We start from the raw sequence: 16824 nt of genomic DNA on the forward strand, positions 1-16824 counted from the left end.
GCCTCTGACATCTGGGCGGACGGGCATCTAGTTGGCCGTGTCGAGCGTGCTCATTGACGGCGATTGGCGCTCGCTCAGGTTACATTGAAGCGGAACTCGACCACGTCGCCGTCGGCCATGACGTAGTCCTTGCCCTCCATGCGCACCTTGCCGGCCTCCTTGGCCTTGAGCATGGTGCCGGCCTCCATGAGGTCGTCGAACGAGACGATCTCGGCCTTGATGAAGCCGCGCTGGAAGTCGGTGTGGATGACGCCGGCGGCCTCGGGAGCGGTCGCGCCCTTGGGGATCGTCCAGGCCCGGGTCTCCTTGGGGCCGGCGGTGAGGTAGGTCTGCAGGCCGAGGGTGTCGAAGCCGACGCGGGCCAGGACCTCCAGGCCCGGCTCCTCGACGCCCATCTCCCGCAGCATCTCGCGGGCCTCCTCGTCGTCGTCGAGCTCGACCAGCTCGGCCTCGAACTTCGCGTCGAGGAAGATCGCCTCAGCCGGCGCGACGAGCTCCTGCATCTTGGCCTTGAGCGCCTCGTCGGCAAGCTCGTCGGCGTCGCAGTTGAAGACGTAGATGAACGGCTTCGCGGTGAGCAGCGAGAGCTCGCGGATCAGGTCGCGGTCGATCGTGGTGGCGCTGATCGGCGTACCGGCCTCGAGGGCGGCGAGCGCCTCCTTCGCGGCGGCGACGACGGCGCCGAGCTCCTTCTTGGTCCGAGCCTCCTTCTCCAGCCGCGGGATCGCCTTCTCGACCGTCTGCAGGTCGGCGAGGATCAGCTCGGTCTGGATCGTGGAGATGTCGCTGGCGGGGTTGACCTCGCCGTCGACGTGGGTGACGTCCTCGTCGCGGAACACCCGCGTCACCTGGCAGATCGCCGCGGACTCGCGGATGTGCGCGAGGAACTTGTTGCCCAGGCCCTCACCCTCCGACGCGCCCCGCACGATGCCCGCGATGTCGACGAACTCGACGGTCGCGGGCAGGATCTTGGCCGACCCGAACACCTCCGCGAGCTTGGCCAGCCGCTCGTCGGGGACGCCCACGACGCCGACGTTCGGCTCGATCGTCGCGAACGGGTAGTTCGCCGCGAGCACGTCGTTCTTGGTCAGTGCGTTGAAGAGCGTCGACTTGCCCGCGTTGGGGAGACCGACGATGCCGATGGTGAGTGCCACGGGCGGCCACTCTACGGCGCGGGACGACGGCGCTCCGAATCAGCGGCCCGGCCGGATCGGGCCGCCCCCGGGCGGCACGGCCTCGAGCACCTCGAGCTCGTCGCCCACCCGGATCGTGACGTCGTAGGTGTCCGGCACGAGGTTGATCGCGAACCACGTCGCCCCGTCCCAGCGGCGGACCCGCGCCAGGGAGGCGATCGGCTCCTTCTCGCGTACGGCGGTGTCGGGGTCGATCGTCGTGATCACGCAGCGCGCGCAGCCCTTGACCGCACGGAACACCGCGTCGCCGATGCGGATCCGGCGCCAGTCGTCCTCGGCCCACGGCTCGACGCCGCTGACCACGACGTTCGGCCGGAACCGCGTCATCGGCAGCGGATCGCGCCCGGTCGGCGACACGGCGAGGACCTCGTCGTTCAGCGCGGCGAGCGACTCCTCGGTCGCGAGCAGCAGCGGGTACCCGTCCGCGAACGACACCCGGTCACCGGGCTCGCTGAAGCCGGGGCTCGTCGGGCGCTTGCGCGGGTCGTCGAGGTGCACCAGGTGCACCGACCGTTCCAGCGCCTTGCTGAACCACGCGTCCGCCTCCGCACCGGCGGGCACGGCGTCGAGCCGCGACGACCAGAGCGACACGGGGGTCTGCGCGGCGGGGTCCGGCGTCGCCACCTCCAGCGTCGGCAGGCCGGACATCGCGATGCGCAGGCCGAACGCCGTGATCTCGGGGTCCACGAGCAGCAGCCGGTTGGCCTCGCGGGCGGTGACGGCGGCGCCGTGGTCGTCGACGACCATCCAGCGTCGGTCGCCACCGAGCCCCCAGGGCTCGACCAGCGCGGAGTCGACCGACTCGCCCCGGCAGGACTTCACGGGGAAGCGGTTGATCGCGGTCAGGCGGGCGGTCACTGGATCACGGTAGGGCGACCGCCGGCCTCCAGGCGAAACGATCACGGCCGTTTCGCCACCGAGGGCACGGCCGAAGCGCCAAGATGCCGTGGTGAACCGCCCGCGCCCTCGAACCACCGGGTTCGTCCTGATCGCTGTCGCCACCCTCGTCACGGCCCTGTTCGTGCACGTCTCGGGGGTCGTCGGTTCGTCCGGGCGCGAGGACGGCATCGCCGCCGCGGGGCTCGGCGCGGGCACGGCGGGCGACGGCGAGGAGCCGGTCTCCGCGGTCATCAGGATCGGCCTGGCCGGCCCGACCGGCGACTACGAGACGCCGCGGGTGACCATCTCGCAGGACGGCCAGCTGTCGGTGGTCAACGGCGACCGGTTCACGCACACGGTCACCTCGGAGGTCACCGACTCGCGGGGCAGGCCGCTCTTCGACGTCAGCGTGCCTCCCGGCGCGACCCGTGAGATCCCGGACGCGACCGGCCTCGCGGCCGGGAACTACGGCTTCTACTGCCGCCTCCACCCGAACATGCGCGGCACCCTCACCGTCACCGGCGGCCCCGGTGGCGTCGGCGGCGACCGGCAGCGCTTCGAGCTGCCGCTCGCCGTGCCGCGGACGGTCCGCGACGCCCACGTCCGCCTCGACATGCGCCGTACGCAGTCCCGGATGCTGCCCAGCGGGAGGCGCACCACGGCCTGGACGTACGGCGGCAGCTGGCCCGGCCCGACGATCCGGCGCCCGGCCGGCCAGCGCACGCTGGTGACGGTCGCGAACCACCTCCCGCCCCGGGCCGGCTCGATGTCGATGCACCTGCACGGCGACCACCACGCGTCGCGCTACGACGGGCAGCCGACGACGTTCCTGGTCCGGCGCGGGATGTCGCGGACCTACCGCTATGACCTCGTCGACGACGGCAAGCCCGCACCCGGGTCCTTCTTCTGGTACCACGACCACCGGATGGACAAGACCACCCGCAACAACTGGATGGGCCTGCAGGGGATGTTCATCGTCGAGGACCCTCGCGAGGCCGCCGCCGGGCTGCCGCAGGGCGAGCGCGACGTGCCGCTGATGATCTCCGACCGCTCCTTCACCCGGCGCAACCAGCTCGGCGCGCTGCACGAGCCGTCGATGGTGCACGGCGGCCACGGGGAGCACAGCGGGCACGGGGAGCACGGGGGCGGCATGGCCTGGACCGGTCCGCACGCGCCGCCCAACGACGCCTCGGTCGGCAACCGGCTGCTGGTCAACGGCCGGGTGGCGCCGCACCTGCGCACGACGGCGACCCGCTACCGGCTGCGGCTGCTCAACAGCTCGGCGTTCTCGTCGTACAACCTGGCGCTCTCGAACGGCCGCCCGTTCACCCAGATCGGCACCGGTGACGGGCTGCTCCCGCACCCGGTCGTGCGCAAGCACATCCTGCTCGGGCCGGGCCAGCGCGCCGACGTGGTCGTCGACTTCCACGGCCTCGCGGGCAAGAACGTCGTGCTCAAGACGGTGCCGCGGGCCAAGCGCATCGAGGGCACCGGCTCGCGGGTCGGCAACCTCCTGCAGTTCCGCGTCCGCGGGACCGCGGCCGACGACTCCCGGGTGCCCCGGAACCTGCCGACGCCCGAGCTCGTGCGGGCGCCGAGGAAGATCTCGATGACGTGGGACTTCTCGCTCGAGGGCGACGAGGAGAGCGGCACGTTCTGGGCGATCAATGGCAAGGCGTACGACGCGGACCGCGTCGACCACCGGGTGAAGCTCGACACCGTCGAGGCGTGGCGGCTCAAGAACACCAGCGACATCACCCACTACGTGCACCTGCACCAGCTGCAGTGGCGCACGGTCAGCCGCAACGGCAGGCGGCCACCACCGTGGGAGCGCGGCCTCGAGGACACCTGGAAGCTGGACCCCGGCGAGCAGATCGTGGTCGCGGCGAAGTTCACGGACTACACCGGGCCGTTCATGGTGCACTGCCACATGCTCGACCACGAGGACCACGGGATGATGGCGACCTTCAGGATCCACCGCTAGCGGCGACCCATTGGGCGACTCATAGGGTGGCGCCGTGCGCATCGCGACCTGGAACGTCAACTCCCTGCGGACCCGCATCGGCCGGGTGGAGGCCTTCCTCGACCGGCACGACGTCGACGTGCTGGCGGTGCAGGAGACCAAGGCCCGCGAGGAGCAGCTGCCGCTGATGGGGCTGCAGGCCCGCGGGTACGAGGTCGCCGCCGCCGGCACCAACCAGTGGAACGGCGTCGCGATCATCAGCCGGGTCGGGCTGGAGGACGTGGAGACCGGGTTCCCCGGCCAGCCCGGCTGGGGCGAGCCGGCCGAGCCCGAGTCGCGCGCGATCGGCGCGACCTGCGGCGGCGTACGGATCTGGTCGCTGTACGTCCCGAACGGCCGCAAGCCCGACGACCCGCACTACGTCTACAAGCTGGACTGGTACGCCGCGCTGCGGGAGGCGGCGCGCGGCTGGCTCGACCGCGACACCGTGCTGGTCGGCGACTGGAACGTCTGCCCCACCGACGACGACGTCTTCGACGTGAAGCAGTTCAAGAACTCGACGCACGTGACCCCGGCCGAGCGGGCGGCGTTCTTCGCCCTCGCCGAGGACGGTTGGGTCGACACGGTGAAGCCGCACGACCCGTCGTACACCTACTGGGACTACTACCGGCAGCGCTTCGAGCGCGACCGTGGCCTGCGCATCGACTTCCTGCTCGGCTCGCCGTCCCTGGCCTCCCGCGTCGCCGGCGGCTTCGTCGACCGCGCCGAGCGCGACCCCGCCCAGGGCACCGGCGCACCCTCCGACCACGCCCCCGTCCTGCTCGACCTCACCTGACGCACGTTGTCGGTGGTCGCCCTCATGCTGGCGGCATGGACATCCTGACGATCTTCCTCACGCTGCTGGTCGGGCTCGGCCTCGGCGTCCTCGTCGGTGTGCTCTGGTCCCGCTCCCGCCCGACCTACACCGCCGGCCTGGTCGACCAGGCCGAGGTGATGCAGGGGCTGGACCGGCTCAGCGACCAGATGCACCACCTCGACCGCGCCCGGGCCGCCTGGCAGGGGCAGTTCGACGCGCAGGTCGACTCGCTGCAGCGCGAGACCCGGTCGCTGTCCACCGCGTTGCGCAAGCCGCAGGTGCGGGGGCGCTGGGGCGAGATGCACCTGCGCCGCGCGGTCGAGCTCGCGGGTCTGGTCGACCGGTGCGACTTCGCCGAGCAGGTCCGCCTCGACGACGGCGCGCGGCGCCCGGACCTCGTGGTGCGCCTGGTCGGCGGGCGCCGGGTCGTCGTCGACGCCAAGGTCCCCCTGGACGCCTACCTCGACGCCACGTCCACCGACGACCCCGCCGAGCAGGAGCACCACCTCCGCCGGCACGCCGGCCAGCTGCGCGCCCACGTCGACATGCTCGGCTCCAAGCAGTACTGGCGATCGCTGCCCGAGAGCCCGGAGTTCGTCGTGCTGTTCGTCCCGGCCGAGTCGTTCCTCGCCGCCGCCCTCGAGACCGACGGCTCGCTCATCGAGTACGCCGCCGCCCGGCAGGTCGTGCTCGCCACACCGACCACCCTGATCGCGCTGCTGCGCACGGTCGCGCACGGCTGGAGCCACGAGACGCTGGCCGAGCAGGCCCGCGACATCCACCGGCTCGGCCGCGAGCTGCACAGCCGGCTGGCCAGCATGACCGGCCACCTCGACCAGCTCGGTCGCTCGCTCAACGCCGCGGTCGGCCACTACAACCAGACCGTCGGCTCCCTGGAGTCGCGGGTGCTGGTCGCGGCCCGTCGGTTCGGTGACCTGCCGGCACCGCGCCAGGTCGAGTCCACCAGCCGGTCCCTACCACCCACCGAGCTGCATGTCGTGGAACGGCGCGCCGCCGACGACCCGGAGGACGGCGACCATACGGTGGCCCTGTGACGCAGCGCCGCACCCTCTGGGAGCAGGGGCACGAGTCGGGCCGACAGGTGGTCGCGCTCGGGTTGGCCCTCGCGCTGACGGCGGTCGTGCTCGACCAGGCGGTCACCGGCAGCATCGGGTGGTTCTTCGACGTCAGCTTCGTGCTGATCTGCGTCGGCACCGCCCTGCTCGTGCGGCCCACCGACTTCTTCACCGTCGGCGTGCTGCCGCCGCTGCTGATGGTCGCGGTGTTCACGCTGCTCGGCATCGCGCGTCCGGAGGTCATCGCCGACCGGGGCGACGGCGTCATACAGGCGGTCGTCTCCGGGCTCGGCCACCACGCGGGCGCGCTGATCGTCGGCTACGTGCTCTGCCTCGGCATCCTCGCCGTACGCCAGCGCGTGCTGGGCCAGCAGCGTCAGCCCTCGAACCGCCCCGGGTCACCGGCGCCCACGCGCACGACGTCCGGGTAGCCCTCCGACCAGTCGACGACCGTCGTCGGCTCGGCGAGGGTCTCGCCGGCCTCGACCACGATGTCGACCTGGTGGTCGAGCTCCTCCTTGATCTCCCAGCCCTGGCTGCGCGGCTCGGTCTCGCCGGGCAGGATCAGCGTGCTGGTGAGCAGCGGCTCGCCGAGCGTGTCGAGCAGCGCCTGCACGAACGTGTGGTCGGGGATCCGGACCCCGACGGTGCGCTTCTTCGGGTGCAGCAGCCGGCGCGGCACCTCCTGGGTGGCCGGCAGGATGAACGTGTACTGACCGGGCGTGGCCGCCTTGATCGCGCGGAACGCCGAGTTGTCGAGCTTCACGAACTGGCCGAGCTGGGCGAAGTCCTTGCACATCAGCGTGAAGTGGTGCTTGTCGTCGAGCCCGCGGATCCGCAGGATCCGGTCGCGGCCGTCGCGGTTGCCGAGCCGGCAGCCGAGCGCGTAGCCCGAGTCGGTCGGGTAGGCGATCAGCTGGTCGTCGCGCAGCCCCTCGGCGATCTGCTCCAGGAGCCGCGGCTGCGGGTTGTCCGGGTGGACGTCGAGGTAGCGCGCCATCAGCGCCCCGCGGCCTTGAGGTCGCGGCGCAGCTCCGGCGGCAGCGCGAAGATCAATGACTCCTCCGCGGTGTGCACCGCCTTGGCGTCCGGGAAGCCGCGCTCGGCGAGGAACTCGAGTACGCCCTGCACCAGCTCCTCCGGCACGCTGGCGCCCGAGGTGACGCTGACGGTCTTCACGCCGTCCAGCCAGGCCTCGTCGATCTCGGAGGCGTCGTCGACGCGGTACGCCGTGCGCGCCCCGACCTCCAGGGCCACCTCGACCAGGCGCACGGAGTTCGAGGAGTTGCCCGAGCCGACCACGATCATCAGGTCGGAGTGGTGGGCGATGTCCTTGACCGCGAGCTGGCGGTTCTGGGTGGCGTAGCAGATGTCGTCGCTGGGCGGGTCGAGCAGCTCGGGGAACCGCTTGCGGATCGCGGCCACCGTCTCGAGGGTCTCGTCCACCGAGAGGGTGGTCTGCGAGAGCCAGGCGACGCGGGACGGGTCCCGGACGACGATGCTGTCGACGTCCTCGGGGCCCTGCACGAGCTGGATGTGGTCGGGGGCCTCGCCCGCGGTGCCCTCGACCTCCTCGTGACCGGCGTGACCGATCAGCAGGATGTCGTAGTCCTCGCTGGCGAACCGCTTCGCCTCGTGGTGCACCTTGGTCACCAGCGGGCAGGTCGCGTCGATCGTCTTGAGCGAGCGCTCCTCGGCCTGACGGTGCACCTCGGGCGAGACCCCGTGCGCCGAGAAGACCACGGTCTCGCCCTCGGGCACCTCCGAGAGCTCCTCGACGAAGATCGCGCCGCGGGACTCGAGGTTCGAGACGACGTGCTTGTTGTGCACGATCTGCTTGCGGACGTAGACCGGGGCGCCGTAGAGGTCGAGCGCCTTCTCGACGGTGATCACGGCGCGGTCGACACCGGCGCAGTAGCCCCGCGGCGCCGCCAGCAGGACCGCCTTCTCGGCGTCCTCCGGCGACAGGATCGGCGGCATGCCCATGTCGGTCGTCATGTGGGCCAGTCTAGGTGCGTCGGCGTCATGTCCTAACCTCGCCCGCATGGCCCTGGAGACCTCGCTCGAGTCACCGGCCCCGGTGCGGCAGATCGCGAACGCGATCGCCGGCTGGGTCGATCGGCTCGGCGCGGTGTGGGTCGAGGGCCAGGTCGCCCAGGTGAGCCGCCGTCCCGGCATGAACACCGTGTTCATGACCCTGCGCGACGCGGTCGCCGACATCTCGGTCCCGGTCACCTGCTCGCGCACCCTGTTCGACGGGCTGAACCCGCCGCTGGTCGAGGGCGCGAGCATCGTCGTGCACGCGAAGCCGTCGTACTACGCCAACCGCGGCACGCTCTCCCTCTACGCCCGCGACATCCGGATGGTCGGCCTCGGCGAGCTGCTCGCCCGGCTCGAGCGCCGCCGCCAGCTGCTCGCGGCGGAGGGCCTGTTCGCCGCCGAGCTCAAGCGCTCGCTGCCGTTCCTGCCCGGCACCGTCGGCCTGGTCACGGCGCCGAGCTCCGCGGCCGAGCGCGACGTGCTCGAGAACGCCCGGCGACGCTGGCCGGCGGTGCGGTTCGAGGTCGCGTACGCCGCCATGCAGGGCCCCCGCTCCGCGGCCGAGGTGATCGAGGCGGTCGAGCGCCTGGACCGCAACGCCGCCGTGGAGGTCATCGTCGTGGCCCGTGGCGGCGGATCGGTCGAGGACCTGCTGCCGTTCTCCGACGAGGCGCTGATCCGGGCGGTGCACGCGATCCGCACTCCCCTGGTCTCCGCGATCGGCCACGAGCCCGACTCGCCGCTGCTCGACCTGGTCGCCGACGTGCGCGCGTCGACCCCGACCGACGCCGCCAAGCTGGTCGTGCCCGACGTCGTCGAGGAGCTGCGTCAGGTCGAGCACGCCCGCGTCCGGGTGCGCGGCGCCCTGGAGCGCTGGCTGGCCCGGGAGCAGGCCGGCCTCGACGCGCTGCGCTCCCGCCCGGCGCTCGCCGACCCCCGCACCCTGCTCGACGCGCGCCGCGACGAGGTCGAGCAGCTCCGCGACCGCGCGCGGCGCACCCTCTCCCACGCGCTCGACCGCGCCGCCGACGACATCGGCCACCAGCGCGCCCGGGCCCGGGCGCTGTCGCCCCTGGCCACGCTCCAGCGTGGGTACGCCGTGCTCCAGGACGCCGACGGGCACGTGCTGACGTCGGTCGACGGCGTCGCCGCGAAGGACGAGATCAGCGTGCGGGTGGCCGACGGCCGGATCCACGCGACCACCACCCGCACCGAACCGATCGATGGGAACCTCGATGGCCAAGAAGACTGACGACCAGCAGAAGCCGTCGTACGAGCAGGCCCGCGAGGAGCTCATCGACGTCGTGCGCCGCCTCGAGGCCGGCGGCACCACCCTCGAGGAGTCGCTCGCGCTCTGGGAGCGTGGTGAGCAGCTCGCGACGATCTGTCAGGACTGGCTGGACGGCGCCCGGGAACGTCTCGACGCCGCGATCGACGCCGACCAGGACCACGGCCAGGACGGCGAGCCGGACTAGTCCGGTCTGGTCCGGTGGACCGGGCGTCACCGCTGCGTTGAGCGTGCGTGGACGTCTGTTGCCGTCGCGTGGACCGCGTGTTGCAGAAATCTTGCGATCCCTACAGACCTGCGGCGCTGCGTCACTTACCTTCTCAACGATCGGGTAAGTCTGAGAGCGGTGCGTGATCGGGCACGTCGCCCTGGTGAGGGGAATCAGGAATGCGACGGATGCGGGCGAACGCGCGCGCGGCGACACTGGCGGCGATCGGGGCGGCGGCCCTGGTGGTTCCGCTCCTGGTGGCCACGGCGCCTGCCGAGGCCCTGATCCCGAAGGCCGAGCTCTCGATCGCCAAGACCGTGGGCAGCCACGGGCCGGTGCAGAAGCTCGACACGGCGCTGAGCGGGACCGGTCTGAACGGTCACCTCGAGTGGGTGGAGGACGGCCTGCGCATCTACACCGAGGCCGACCGGGACTCGTGTGTCGTGCCGGTGCCGGCCAGCTCCCCGACCTGCAACATGCAGGCGGAGGGGCCGGAGATGCGGATCACCGAGTACCTCGACACCGACACGCTCCTGGCTGACGTCGTCAACGCGCCGCAGCCGTTCTCGATCCCCTACATCTCGTTCGTGCCCGCCGGCAACGTCGGGTTCGTCCCCGACTACCACCTGCTGGTCGACCTGAACGACGACGGCAACCCCGACATCAAGCTCGTGCGGACGCTGTTCAGCCCCGACTGGACCGCCACCCTGATCATCGGCGGGACGCCGTTCGCCGCACTCACCACGGGCAACCCGCCCGTCCCGACGAACGTCGGCAGCCTCGCTGCCTGGCTGAACGCGCTGACGCCGAACCCGCAGCAGTTCCCGAACGCGCCGAAACCCACCGTCACGGCCTTCGGGTTCGCCGTCGCGCCGGGCGCGCTCGTCGACGGGGTCATCCAGTCGATCGACTTCGCCGGCAACCGGATCTCGTTCGCCCGCGTGTACCAGTCGGGCATCACCGCCGCACCCGGCGAGACCGTGAGCTACAAGCTGACGATCGCCAACGGGAACAGCTCCAACAGCAGGTCGGCCCAGGGCGTCCAGGTGGCCGACGTGCTGCCGCCCGACATGACCTACGTCCCGGACACGCTGAAGATCCAGGTCGGGAGCCAGTGGCAGACCCCCTCCGCGTCGAACTGGCCCTGCACCTTCGCGAACAACATGCTCACGTGCGCCGCCAGGACGTTCGCCAAGGGCGAGTCGCGGACCATCCGGTTCTGGGCGATGCTGTCCGAGAACATCAGCGCGGCCGGCCTTCCTGAGTCCGAGGGCCACTGGATCGACGTCAAGCACGACGACACCGCGGGCGTGCTGAACGTCGGGCAGACCCGGACCGTCACCGCGGTGTGCCCCGTGGACTACATGGCGACCGACGGCGGCCTGCTGCTCGACCAGGCCGGTGCGTCGGCGGACGTCGTGATCGAGTCCAGCAAGGTCACGACCGTCGGCGGGGCCGCCGCCTGGGCGGTCCGGGCGACGAACCTCGGCACCGAGGTCGCCGACGTCACCGCCCAGGTGACCTGCCTCGCCGTCGAGGTCGGGGCGAGCGGTGGCCACACGCACCTGCTCGACGCGATGACGATGGCGATGAAGCCGGGTTCGCTGGCGAGCGACCCGGCGACCGACGGTCAGCAGGTGCAGCGCTCCTGCCCGGTCGGGTACACGCCGTACGCCCCGGAGTTCGAGGTCGCCTCGGGGATCGCCGTCGTGCGTGAGTCCTACGTCGTCGACAACACCTGGTACTGGGTCATCGACCACACCGACGGCACCGCCTCGTCGTTCGGGATCAGCTGCCTGGCCCCGCAGACCATGGCGGACAGCGGGCACATGGCGGACCTGGTGATCTCGACGCCCGACGACACGATCTCGGTCGGGCCCGAGACCCAGACCGAGGGCGTCATGGCGTGCCCGGCCGACAGCAACGCGATCGTCGGCGGCTACGGCGGCTACACCTCGCAGGTGCGGTCCCTGGGCGCGGAGCCGCGCGGCGACGCGTACATGTTCCGCTTCTACAACGCGGACTGGACCCAGGCGCGCAGCGCCGACATCCAGGTCACCTGCGTGGGCGCGCTCACCGCGGACGAGCCGACGTACAAGGACGTCGTCAACACGGCGTACGTGACGACCACCACCAAGGACCGCGACTACTCCGACAACGCCTCCTCGGCGGGCGTGGCCGTGAACGGCGATCCGGTGGCCGGGCTGCCGTCGGGAGTGATCCTGACCCAGCTGGCCGCCACGCGGACGGTGGCCAACAACAAGACCACGGCCCTCACCCTGTCGATGCAGTGCACCAAGACCAACCCCTGCAACTTCACGGTGAAGGCCTTCTCGGGGAGCAACCTGGTCGCCAGCAAGACCAGCTCGATCCTCGCCCTGGCCACGAAGAACATCGTGGTCCCGACGACCAGCCTCGGGAAGAACCTCGCGTTCGGCGACAACGTCGTGGTGAAGATCAAGACGACGGCCGGCACGACGAGCTACAACGTCGGCATCGTCAGCTGAACCAGCCGGTCCGTCAGGGGGTCAGGGAGTCCGTGGTGAGGGACGCGGCGAGCTCGCGGAGCTCGTCCTCGTCGGCGTCGCCGTAGACGAGGACGGTCTGGCCGCCGACCTCGGCGGCGAAGGCGTGGTCACCGCCCGGGTCCGAGAAGGTCTGCCACACCGGGGCGACCGACCCGGCGAGCTCCACCTCGTCGCCCTCGACGGCCTCGGAGCCGACGTACTCCGCGACCAGGTCGTCGACGTCGCGGTCCTCCTCGTGGATCCCCGCGAACTGGTCGTCGTCGGTGACCATCGCGAGGCGGAGCACCGGCCGGTCGGTCGGCTCGAAGTCGACCTCCTTGACGAACCAGCCGTCCGGGAGCGTGGGCGGGTACGCCGGCGTCAGGCCGGCCTGCTGGACGCTGGCGACCAGGTCGAGGTACTCGACGGGCTCGGGGTCGTACTCCGGGGTGTCGCGGAAGGCGCCACGGAAGACCACGATCCCGAGCACGACCAGCAGCAGCACGATCATCGAGCCGACGAGGCCACCCGTGGACCGGTTGTAACGACCCGGGCTGCCGGTCTGCTGAACCTCGCTCACCGCGCCATTCTCCCTGGTGACCTAGGGTTCCCGCGTGCCGGCCCTCGATCTCGTCCCCGCGGCCGCACTGCTCGCCCTGCTGGTGACGGCGTACCTGCACCCACGCGGCCGGGTCGAGGCGGCCGTCGGGCTGACCGCCGCGGCGGCGACGCTCGCGACCGGGATCCTCGGCTGGGCGGACGTCCGCGACACCCTCGAGCACCTCGGCCCGGTGGTGTTGTTCCTGGTCACGATCCTGGTGGTGGCCGACGTCTGCGGGCGGGCCGGGCTGTTCACGGCGGCGGCGTCCCGGGTCCGCGATGCCGCCCACGGCCGGCCGGTGCGGCTGTTCACCGGCGTCTTCCTCCTCGCCGCCGCGGTGACCACCGTCCTCAGCCTGGACGCCACGGTCGTGCTGCTGACACCGGTGGTCGTCGGGGTCGCGGTGAGCACGAGCACCTCGTACCGCCCCGGCGCCCACGCCTGCCTGCGGATGGCGAACTCCGCCTCGCTGCTGCTGCCGGTCTCGAACCTCACCAACCTGCTCGCGATGCCCCACCTCGACCTCACGTTCGGGGGGTTCGCGCTGACGATGGCGCCGGTGCTCGCGGTGGTGCTCGTCGTCGAGTACGTCGCCCTCCGGCTGCTGTTCCGCCGCGACCTCGCCGCGCCGCCCGGACCGGTCTCCGAGGGCGAGCACCCGCCGCTGCCGGTCGTGCCGCTGCTGGCCGTCGGCCTGATGCTGGCCGGGTTCGCGGTCGGCTCGCCGTTCGGGATCGAGCCGTTCTGGTTCTCCGGTGCCGCGGCGCTCGCGCTCGCCTGGTGGGGGCAGCGCCGCGGGCTGCTCGGCGCCCGCGACGCGGTGGCCGCCGCGCACCCGGCGTTCGCGCTGTTCGTGCTGTGCCTCGGCATCGTGGTCGCGGCACTGGGGACGGGCTTCCTCGGCGAGTGGGTCGCCGACGTCCTGCCCACCGGCACCGGGTTCGCCGACCTCCTGCTGGTCGCGGTGCTCGCGACCCTGCTCGCGAACGTGCTCACGAACCTCTCCGCCACGCTGCTGCTGGTGCCGCTGCTGGGCTCGCTCGGCGACACCGCCGTGCTGGCCGCGCTGCTCGGGCTCAACATCGGCTCCGGGCTGAGCTACACCGGGTCGCTCGCGAACCTGCTCTGGCGCCGCAGCATGGTCCGGCTCGGACATCCGCCGCCGCTGCGGGAGCTGCACCGGGTCTCGTTGCTGGTCACGCCCGTCAGCCTGGTCTCCGCAGTTGCGGTTCTATCCCTGGTCGTATAGCCGCATCTGCGGCATGATCGCCGGGTGAGCACCTACCGGATCGCGGAAGCCGCCGAGCTCCTCGGGGTCAGCGACGACACCCTGCGCCGCTGGGTCGACGCCGGGCGTGTGGCCAGCGCGCAGGAGGACGGGCGCACGGTCGTGGCCGGGGCCGACCTGGCCCTGCTCGCGGAGTCCCTCGCCGACCACCCGGACCGCGCAGCCACCCGGGCCGCGGCCGTGAGCGCCCGCAACCGGCTCGCGGGCATCGTCACCAAGGTCACGAAGGACACCGTGATGGCCCAGGTCGAGATGATCTGCGGGCCGTACCGTCTGGTCTCGCTGATGAGCTCCGAGGCCGCCGACGAGCTCGGGCTCGAGCGGGGCGTGCGCGCGATCGCGTCGGTCAAGTCGACGAACGTCGTCGTGGAGCGCCCATGAGGTGGCCGTTGCTGCCGCTCCTGCTCCTCCTGCCGCTGACCGCGTGCGGCGGCGACGACGGAGCCAGCAGGACGCTCACCGTGTACGCCGCCGCCTCGTTGACCGCGTCGTTCGAGGAGATCGCCGAGGAGTTCGAGGCCGAGCACGACGGTGTCGACGTCGAGCTCAGCTTCGGCGGCTCCTCCGACCTGGTCACCCAGATCCAGGGCGGCGCACCGGCCGACGTGTTCGCCTCGGCCGACGGCGCCACCATGACCGAGCTCGTCGACGACGACCTCGCGGCCGCGGCCCCGCAGGACTTCGCGACCAACACCCTCGAGATCGTGGTGCCGTCGGACAACCCGGCCGGCATCGCGTCGCTCCAGGACCTGGCGCGGCCCGGGCTGAACCTCGTGGTCTGCGCGCCGGAGGTCCCCTGCGGCGCCGCGGCCCAGCAGGTCGCCGGGAACGCCGGGGTCGCGCTCTCGCCCGTCAGCGAGGAGCAGTCGGTGACCGACGTGCTCGCCAAGGTCAGCTCGGGCGAGGCGGACGCCGGCCTGGTCTACGTCACCGACGTGCGGGCCGCCGGCGACGACGTCGGGGGCATCACGTTCCCCGAGGCGGCCGAGGTGGTGAACACCTACCCGATCGCGCCGGTCGACGGGTCCGACGAGCCCGACCTCGCCACGGAGTTCGTCCGGTTCGTGCTCGGTGACACCGGCCAGGGCGTGCTCGCGGGCTTCGGGTTCGGGCAGCCGTGATCCCGCGCTGGATCTACGCACCCGCCGCCCTCGGAGCGGCGTTCCTGCTGCTCCCCCTGGTCGCCATCGTCGCCCGGGTGGAGTGGACGGACTTCTTCACCCTCATCACGTCGGAGGCCTCGAAGGACGCGCTCTGGCTCAGCCTGCGAACCTCCGCGGTCGCGACCCTGCTCTGCCTGCTGCTCGGCACACCGATGGCGATGGTGCTCGCACGCACGTCGTTCCCCGGCCAGGGCGTGCTCCGCTCCCTGGTGCTGCTGCCGCTGGTGCTGCCTCCCGTCGTCGGCGGGGTCGCGCTGCTCTACACGTTCGGCCGCCGCGGCCTGCTCGGCGACGAGCTGGAGGTGCTCGGGATCCAGGTCGCGTTCTCGACCACCGCGGTGGTGCTCGCCCAGACGTTCGTCGCGACGCCGTTCCTCGTGGTGAGCCTCGAGGGCGCGCTGCGCACCGCGGGCCTGCGCTACGAGGTGGTCGCCGCGTCCCTCGGCGCCGCGCCGACCACCGTGTTCCGCCGGGTCACGCTGCCGCTGGTCCTGCCCGGACTGGTGTCGGGGGCGGTGCTGTCGTTCGCCCGGGCGCTCGGGGAGTTCGGTGCCACCGTCACGTTCGCAGGAAGCCTCCAGGGCGTCACCCGGACGCTGCCGCTCGAGATCTACCGGCTGCGGGAGACCGACGTGGACGCCGCGGTCGCGCTGTCGCTGGTGCTCGTGGTCGTCGCGGTCCTGGTGATCGGCTTCGCGGGCCGGCCGGGACGGAGCCTCGGATGAGCCTGCACCTGAGTGCCGTCGTCGAGGAGCGCGGCCTCGACGTGGACCTGGAGGTGGCCGAGGGCGAGACCCTGGCGGTCCTCGGCCCCAACGGTGCCGGCAAGTCCACGGTGCTCGCGGTCGCGGCCGGGTTGCTGCGCCCCGACCGGGGCCGGGTCGTGCTCGACGGACGGGAGCTGACCGGACGGACCGCCTGGGTCGCTCCGCACGACCGCCGGGTGGCGCTGATGGCCCAGGAGCCGCTGCTGTTCCCGCACCTCGGCGTCCTCGACAACGTCGCGTTCGGGCCCCGCAGCACCGGCGCGAACAGGCGTACGTCGCACGACGCGGCGCGCCGGTGGCTGGCGGAGGTCGACGCCGCGGACCTCGCAGACCGCAGGCCGGGACAGCTCTCCGGCGGCCAGGCCCAGCGGGTGGCGGTGGCGCGCGCCCTCGCGGCCGAGCCCCGGCTGCTGCTGCTCGACGAGCCGCTGTCCGCGCTCGACGTCGCCGTGCTCCCGGCGCTGCGACAGACGCTCAAGCGGGTGCTCGCCGGGCGCACGACGTTGCTGGTCACCCACGACGTGCTCGACGCGCTGCTGCTCGCGGACCGGGTCGTGGTGCTGGAGGGCGGCCGGATCGCCGAGGCTGGCCCGACCGCCGACGTGCTGGAACGGCCGCGCAGCGCGTTCGCGGCCCGCATCGCCGGCTTGAACATGGTGTCCGGGGCCTGGCGCGACGGCGTCGTCGACGGCATCCGCGGCATCGCCATCGACCCGGCGCCGGTCGACGGCGACCAGGTCGTCGCGGTGTTTCGGCCCAGCGCGGTCTCGGTGTTCCGCAGCTCGCCGGGCGGCAGCCCGCGCAACGCGCTCGCGGTCACCGTGACCGAGCTGGAGCCACGCGGCGACCAGGTGCGGGTGCGCGCCGGCCACCTCGCGGCCGACCTGACCGTCCAGGCGGCGGCCGAGCTCGACCTGGCGCCCGGATCCGAGGTCGTCTTTGCCGTGAAGGCCAGCGAGGTCGCGGTCTACCGGAGGTGACTCCCCGCTATCCTC

Annotated in this window: 17 protein-coding genes; 12 read left to right on the forward strand and 5 right to left on the reverse strand. The window is 72.1% G+C overall.

The annotated features are described in order from the left end of the window. Window positions 1–74 precede the first annotated feature (74 nt). Window positions 75–1154, reverse strand: a complete 1080-nt coding sequence (gene ychF / locus ABD875_RS20595; protein WP_345181794.1) for a redox-regulated ATPase YchF — start codon at window positions 1152–1154, stop codon at window positions 75–77. A 39-nt stretch (window positions 1155–1193) separates the two neighbouring features. Next, window positions 1194–2051: an MOSC domain-containing protein gene (locus tag ABD875_RS20600; RefSeq protein WP_345181796.1), complete on the reverse strand. Its 858-nt coding sequence runs from the start codon at window positions 2049–2051 to the stop codon at window positions 1194–1196. A 91-nt stretch (window positions 2052–2142) separates the two neighbouring features. On the opposite strand from ABD875_RS20600, the gene ABD875_RS20605 reads away from it, so the two are divergent. From ABD875_RS20605 to ABD875_RS20620, 4 genes are read left to right on the forward strand one after another with little or no spacing between them, the layout of a single operon-like run. Continuing rightward, a complete protein-coding gene (locus tag ABD875_RS20605) occupies window positions 2143–4056 on the forward strand; it encodes a multicopper oxidase domain-containing protein (protein WP_345181799.1) in 1914 nt (637 codons plus the stop codon). Between the two features lie 34 nt (window positions 4057–4090). Beyond that, entirely contained in the window at window positions 4091–4870 is a 780-nt protein-coding gene (locus tag ABD875_RS20610) for an exodeoxyribonuclease III (RefSeq protein ID WP_345181801.1), read from the forward strand. Window positions 4871–4905: 35 nt separating this feature from the next. Further along, window positions 4906–5946 carry a DNA recombination protein RmuC gene (locus ABD875_RS20615; RefSeq protein WP_345181803.1) on the forward strand — a complete coding sequence of 347 codons (1041 nt, stop codon included), beginning with the start codon at window positions 4906–4908 and terminating at the stop codon, window positions 5944–5946. Further along, a complete protein-coding gene (locus tag ABD875_RS20620; RefSeq protein ID WP_345181805.1) occupies window positions 5943–6398 on the forward strand; it encodes a DUF6542 domain-containing protein in 456 nt (151 codons plus the stop codon). The genes ABD875_RS20615 and ABD875_RS20620 overlap by 4 nt, the downstream gene beginning before the upstream one ends. On the opposite strand, the gene ABD875_RS20625 is transcribed toward ABD875_RS20620, so the two are convergent. Then, window positions 6344–6967: an L-threonylcarbamoyladenylate synthase gene (locus ABD875_RS20625; RefSeq protein ID WP_345181808.1), complete on the reverse strand. Its 624-nt coding sequence runs from the start codon at window positions 6965–6967 to the stop codon at window positions 6344–6346. The two genes, ABD875_RS20620 and ABD875_RS20625, sit on opposite strands and share 55 nt — an antisense overlap. Further along, window positions 6967–7965 carry a 4-hydroxy-3-methylbut-2-enyl diphosphate reductase gene (locus tag ABD875_RS20630; RefSeq protein WP_345181810.1) on the reverse strand — a complete coding sequence of 333 codons (999 nt, stop codon included), beginning with the start codon at window positions 7963–7965 and terminating at the stop codon, window positions 6967–6969. The genes ABD875_RS20625 and ABD875_RS20630 overlap by 1 nt, the downstream gene beginning before the upstream one ends. Before the next feature lie 46 nt (window positions 7966–8011). On the opposite strand from ABD875_RS20630, the gene xseA reads away from it, so the two are divergent. The 3 genes from xseA (at window position 8012) to ABD875_RS20645 (ending at window position 12010) form a co-directional block, all read left to right on the forward strand. Beyond that, window positions 8012–9259 carry an exodeoxyribonuclease VII large subunit gene (gene xseA, locus ABD875_RS20635; RefSeq protein ID WP_345181811.1) on the forward strand — a complete coding sequence of 416 codons (1248 nt, stop codon included), beginning with the start codon at window positions 8012–8014 and terminating at the stop codon, window positions 9257–9259. Then, complete coding sequence (locus ABD875_RS20640; protein ID WP_345181812.1) at window positions 9243–9482, forward strand: exodeoxyribonuclease VII small subunit; 240 nt, start codon at window positions 9243–9245, stop codon at window positions 9480–9482. Before xseA ends, ABD875_RS20640 begins: the two co-directional genes overlap by 17 nt. Before the next feature lie 209 nt (window positions 9483–9691). Beyond that, window positions 9692–12010, forward strand: a complete 2319-nt coding sequence (locus ABD875_RS20645) for a hypothetical protein (RefSeq protein WP_345181814.1) — start codon at window positions 9692–9694, stop codon at window positions 12008–12010. A 13-nt stretch (window positions 12011–12023) separates the two neighbouring features. Here ABD875_RS20645 and ABD875_RS20650 read toward each other — a convergent pair whose 3' ends face one another. Next, complete coding sequence (locus ABD875_RS20650; protein ID WP_345181816.1) at window positions 12024–12590, reverse strand: DUF4245 family protein; 567 nt, start codon at window positions 12588–12590, stop codon at window positions 12024–12026. Between the two features lie 34 nt (window positions 12591–12624). Between ABD875_RS20650 and ABD875_RS20655 the strand changes: the two genes are divergently transcribed. From ABD875_RS20655 to ABD875_RS20675, 5 genes are read left to right on the forward strand one after another with little or no spacing between them, the layout of a single operon-like run. Continuing rightward, on the forward strand, window positions 12625–13860 hold the full coding sequence (locus ABD875_RS20655) for an SLC13 family permease (protein ID WP_345181818.1): 1236 nt from the start codon (window positions 12625–12627) through the stop codon (window positions 13858–13860). 24 nt (window positions 13861–13884) lie between these two features. Further along, complete coding sequence (locus tag ABD875_RS20660) at window positions 13885–14280, forward strand: TOBE domain-containing protein (RefSeq protein ID WP_345181820.1); 396 nt, start codon at window positions 13885–13887, stop codon at window positions 14278–14280. After that, window positions 14277–15020, forward strand: a complete 744-nt coding sequence (gene modA / locus ABD875_RS20665) for a molybdate ABC transporter substrate-binding protein (protein ID WP_345181823.1) — start codon at window positions 14277–14279, stop codon at window positions 15018–15020. The genes ABD875_RS20660 and modA overlap by 4 nt, the downstream gene beginning before the upstream one ends. Continuing rightward, window positions 15017–15787, forward strand: a complete 771-nt coding sequence (locus tag ABD875_RS20670; protein WP_345181825.1) for an ABC transporter permease — start codon at window positions 15017–15019, stop codon at window positions 15785–15787. The genes modA and ABD875_RS20670 overlap by 4 nt, the downstream gene beginning before the upstream one ends. Continuing rightward, complete coding sequence (locus ABD875_RS20675) at window positions 15784–16809, forward strand: sulfate/molybdate ABC transporter ATP-binding protein (RefSeq protein WP_345181827.1); 1026 nt, start codon at window positions 15784–15786, stop codon at window positions 16807–16809. The genes ABD875_RS20670 and ABD875_RS20675 overlap by 4 nt, the downstream gene beginning before the upstream one ends. The last annotated feature ends 15 nt before the right edge of the window (window positions 16810–16824 follow it).

It is taken from the genome of Nocardioides caricicola, assembly GCF_039541135.1.
Taxonomy (GTDB): domain Bacteria; phylum Actinomycetota; class Actinomycetes; order Propionibacteriales; family Nocardioidaceae; genus Nocardioides; species Nocardioides caricicola.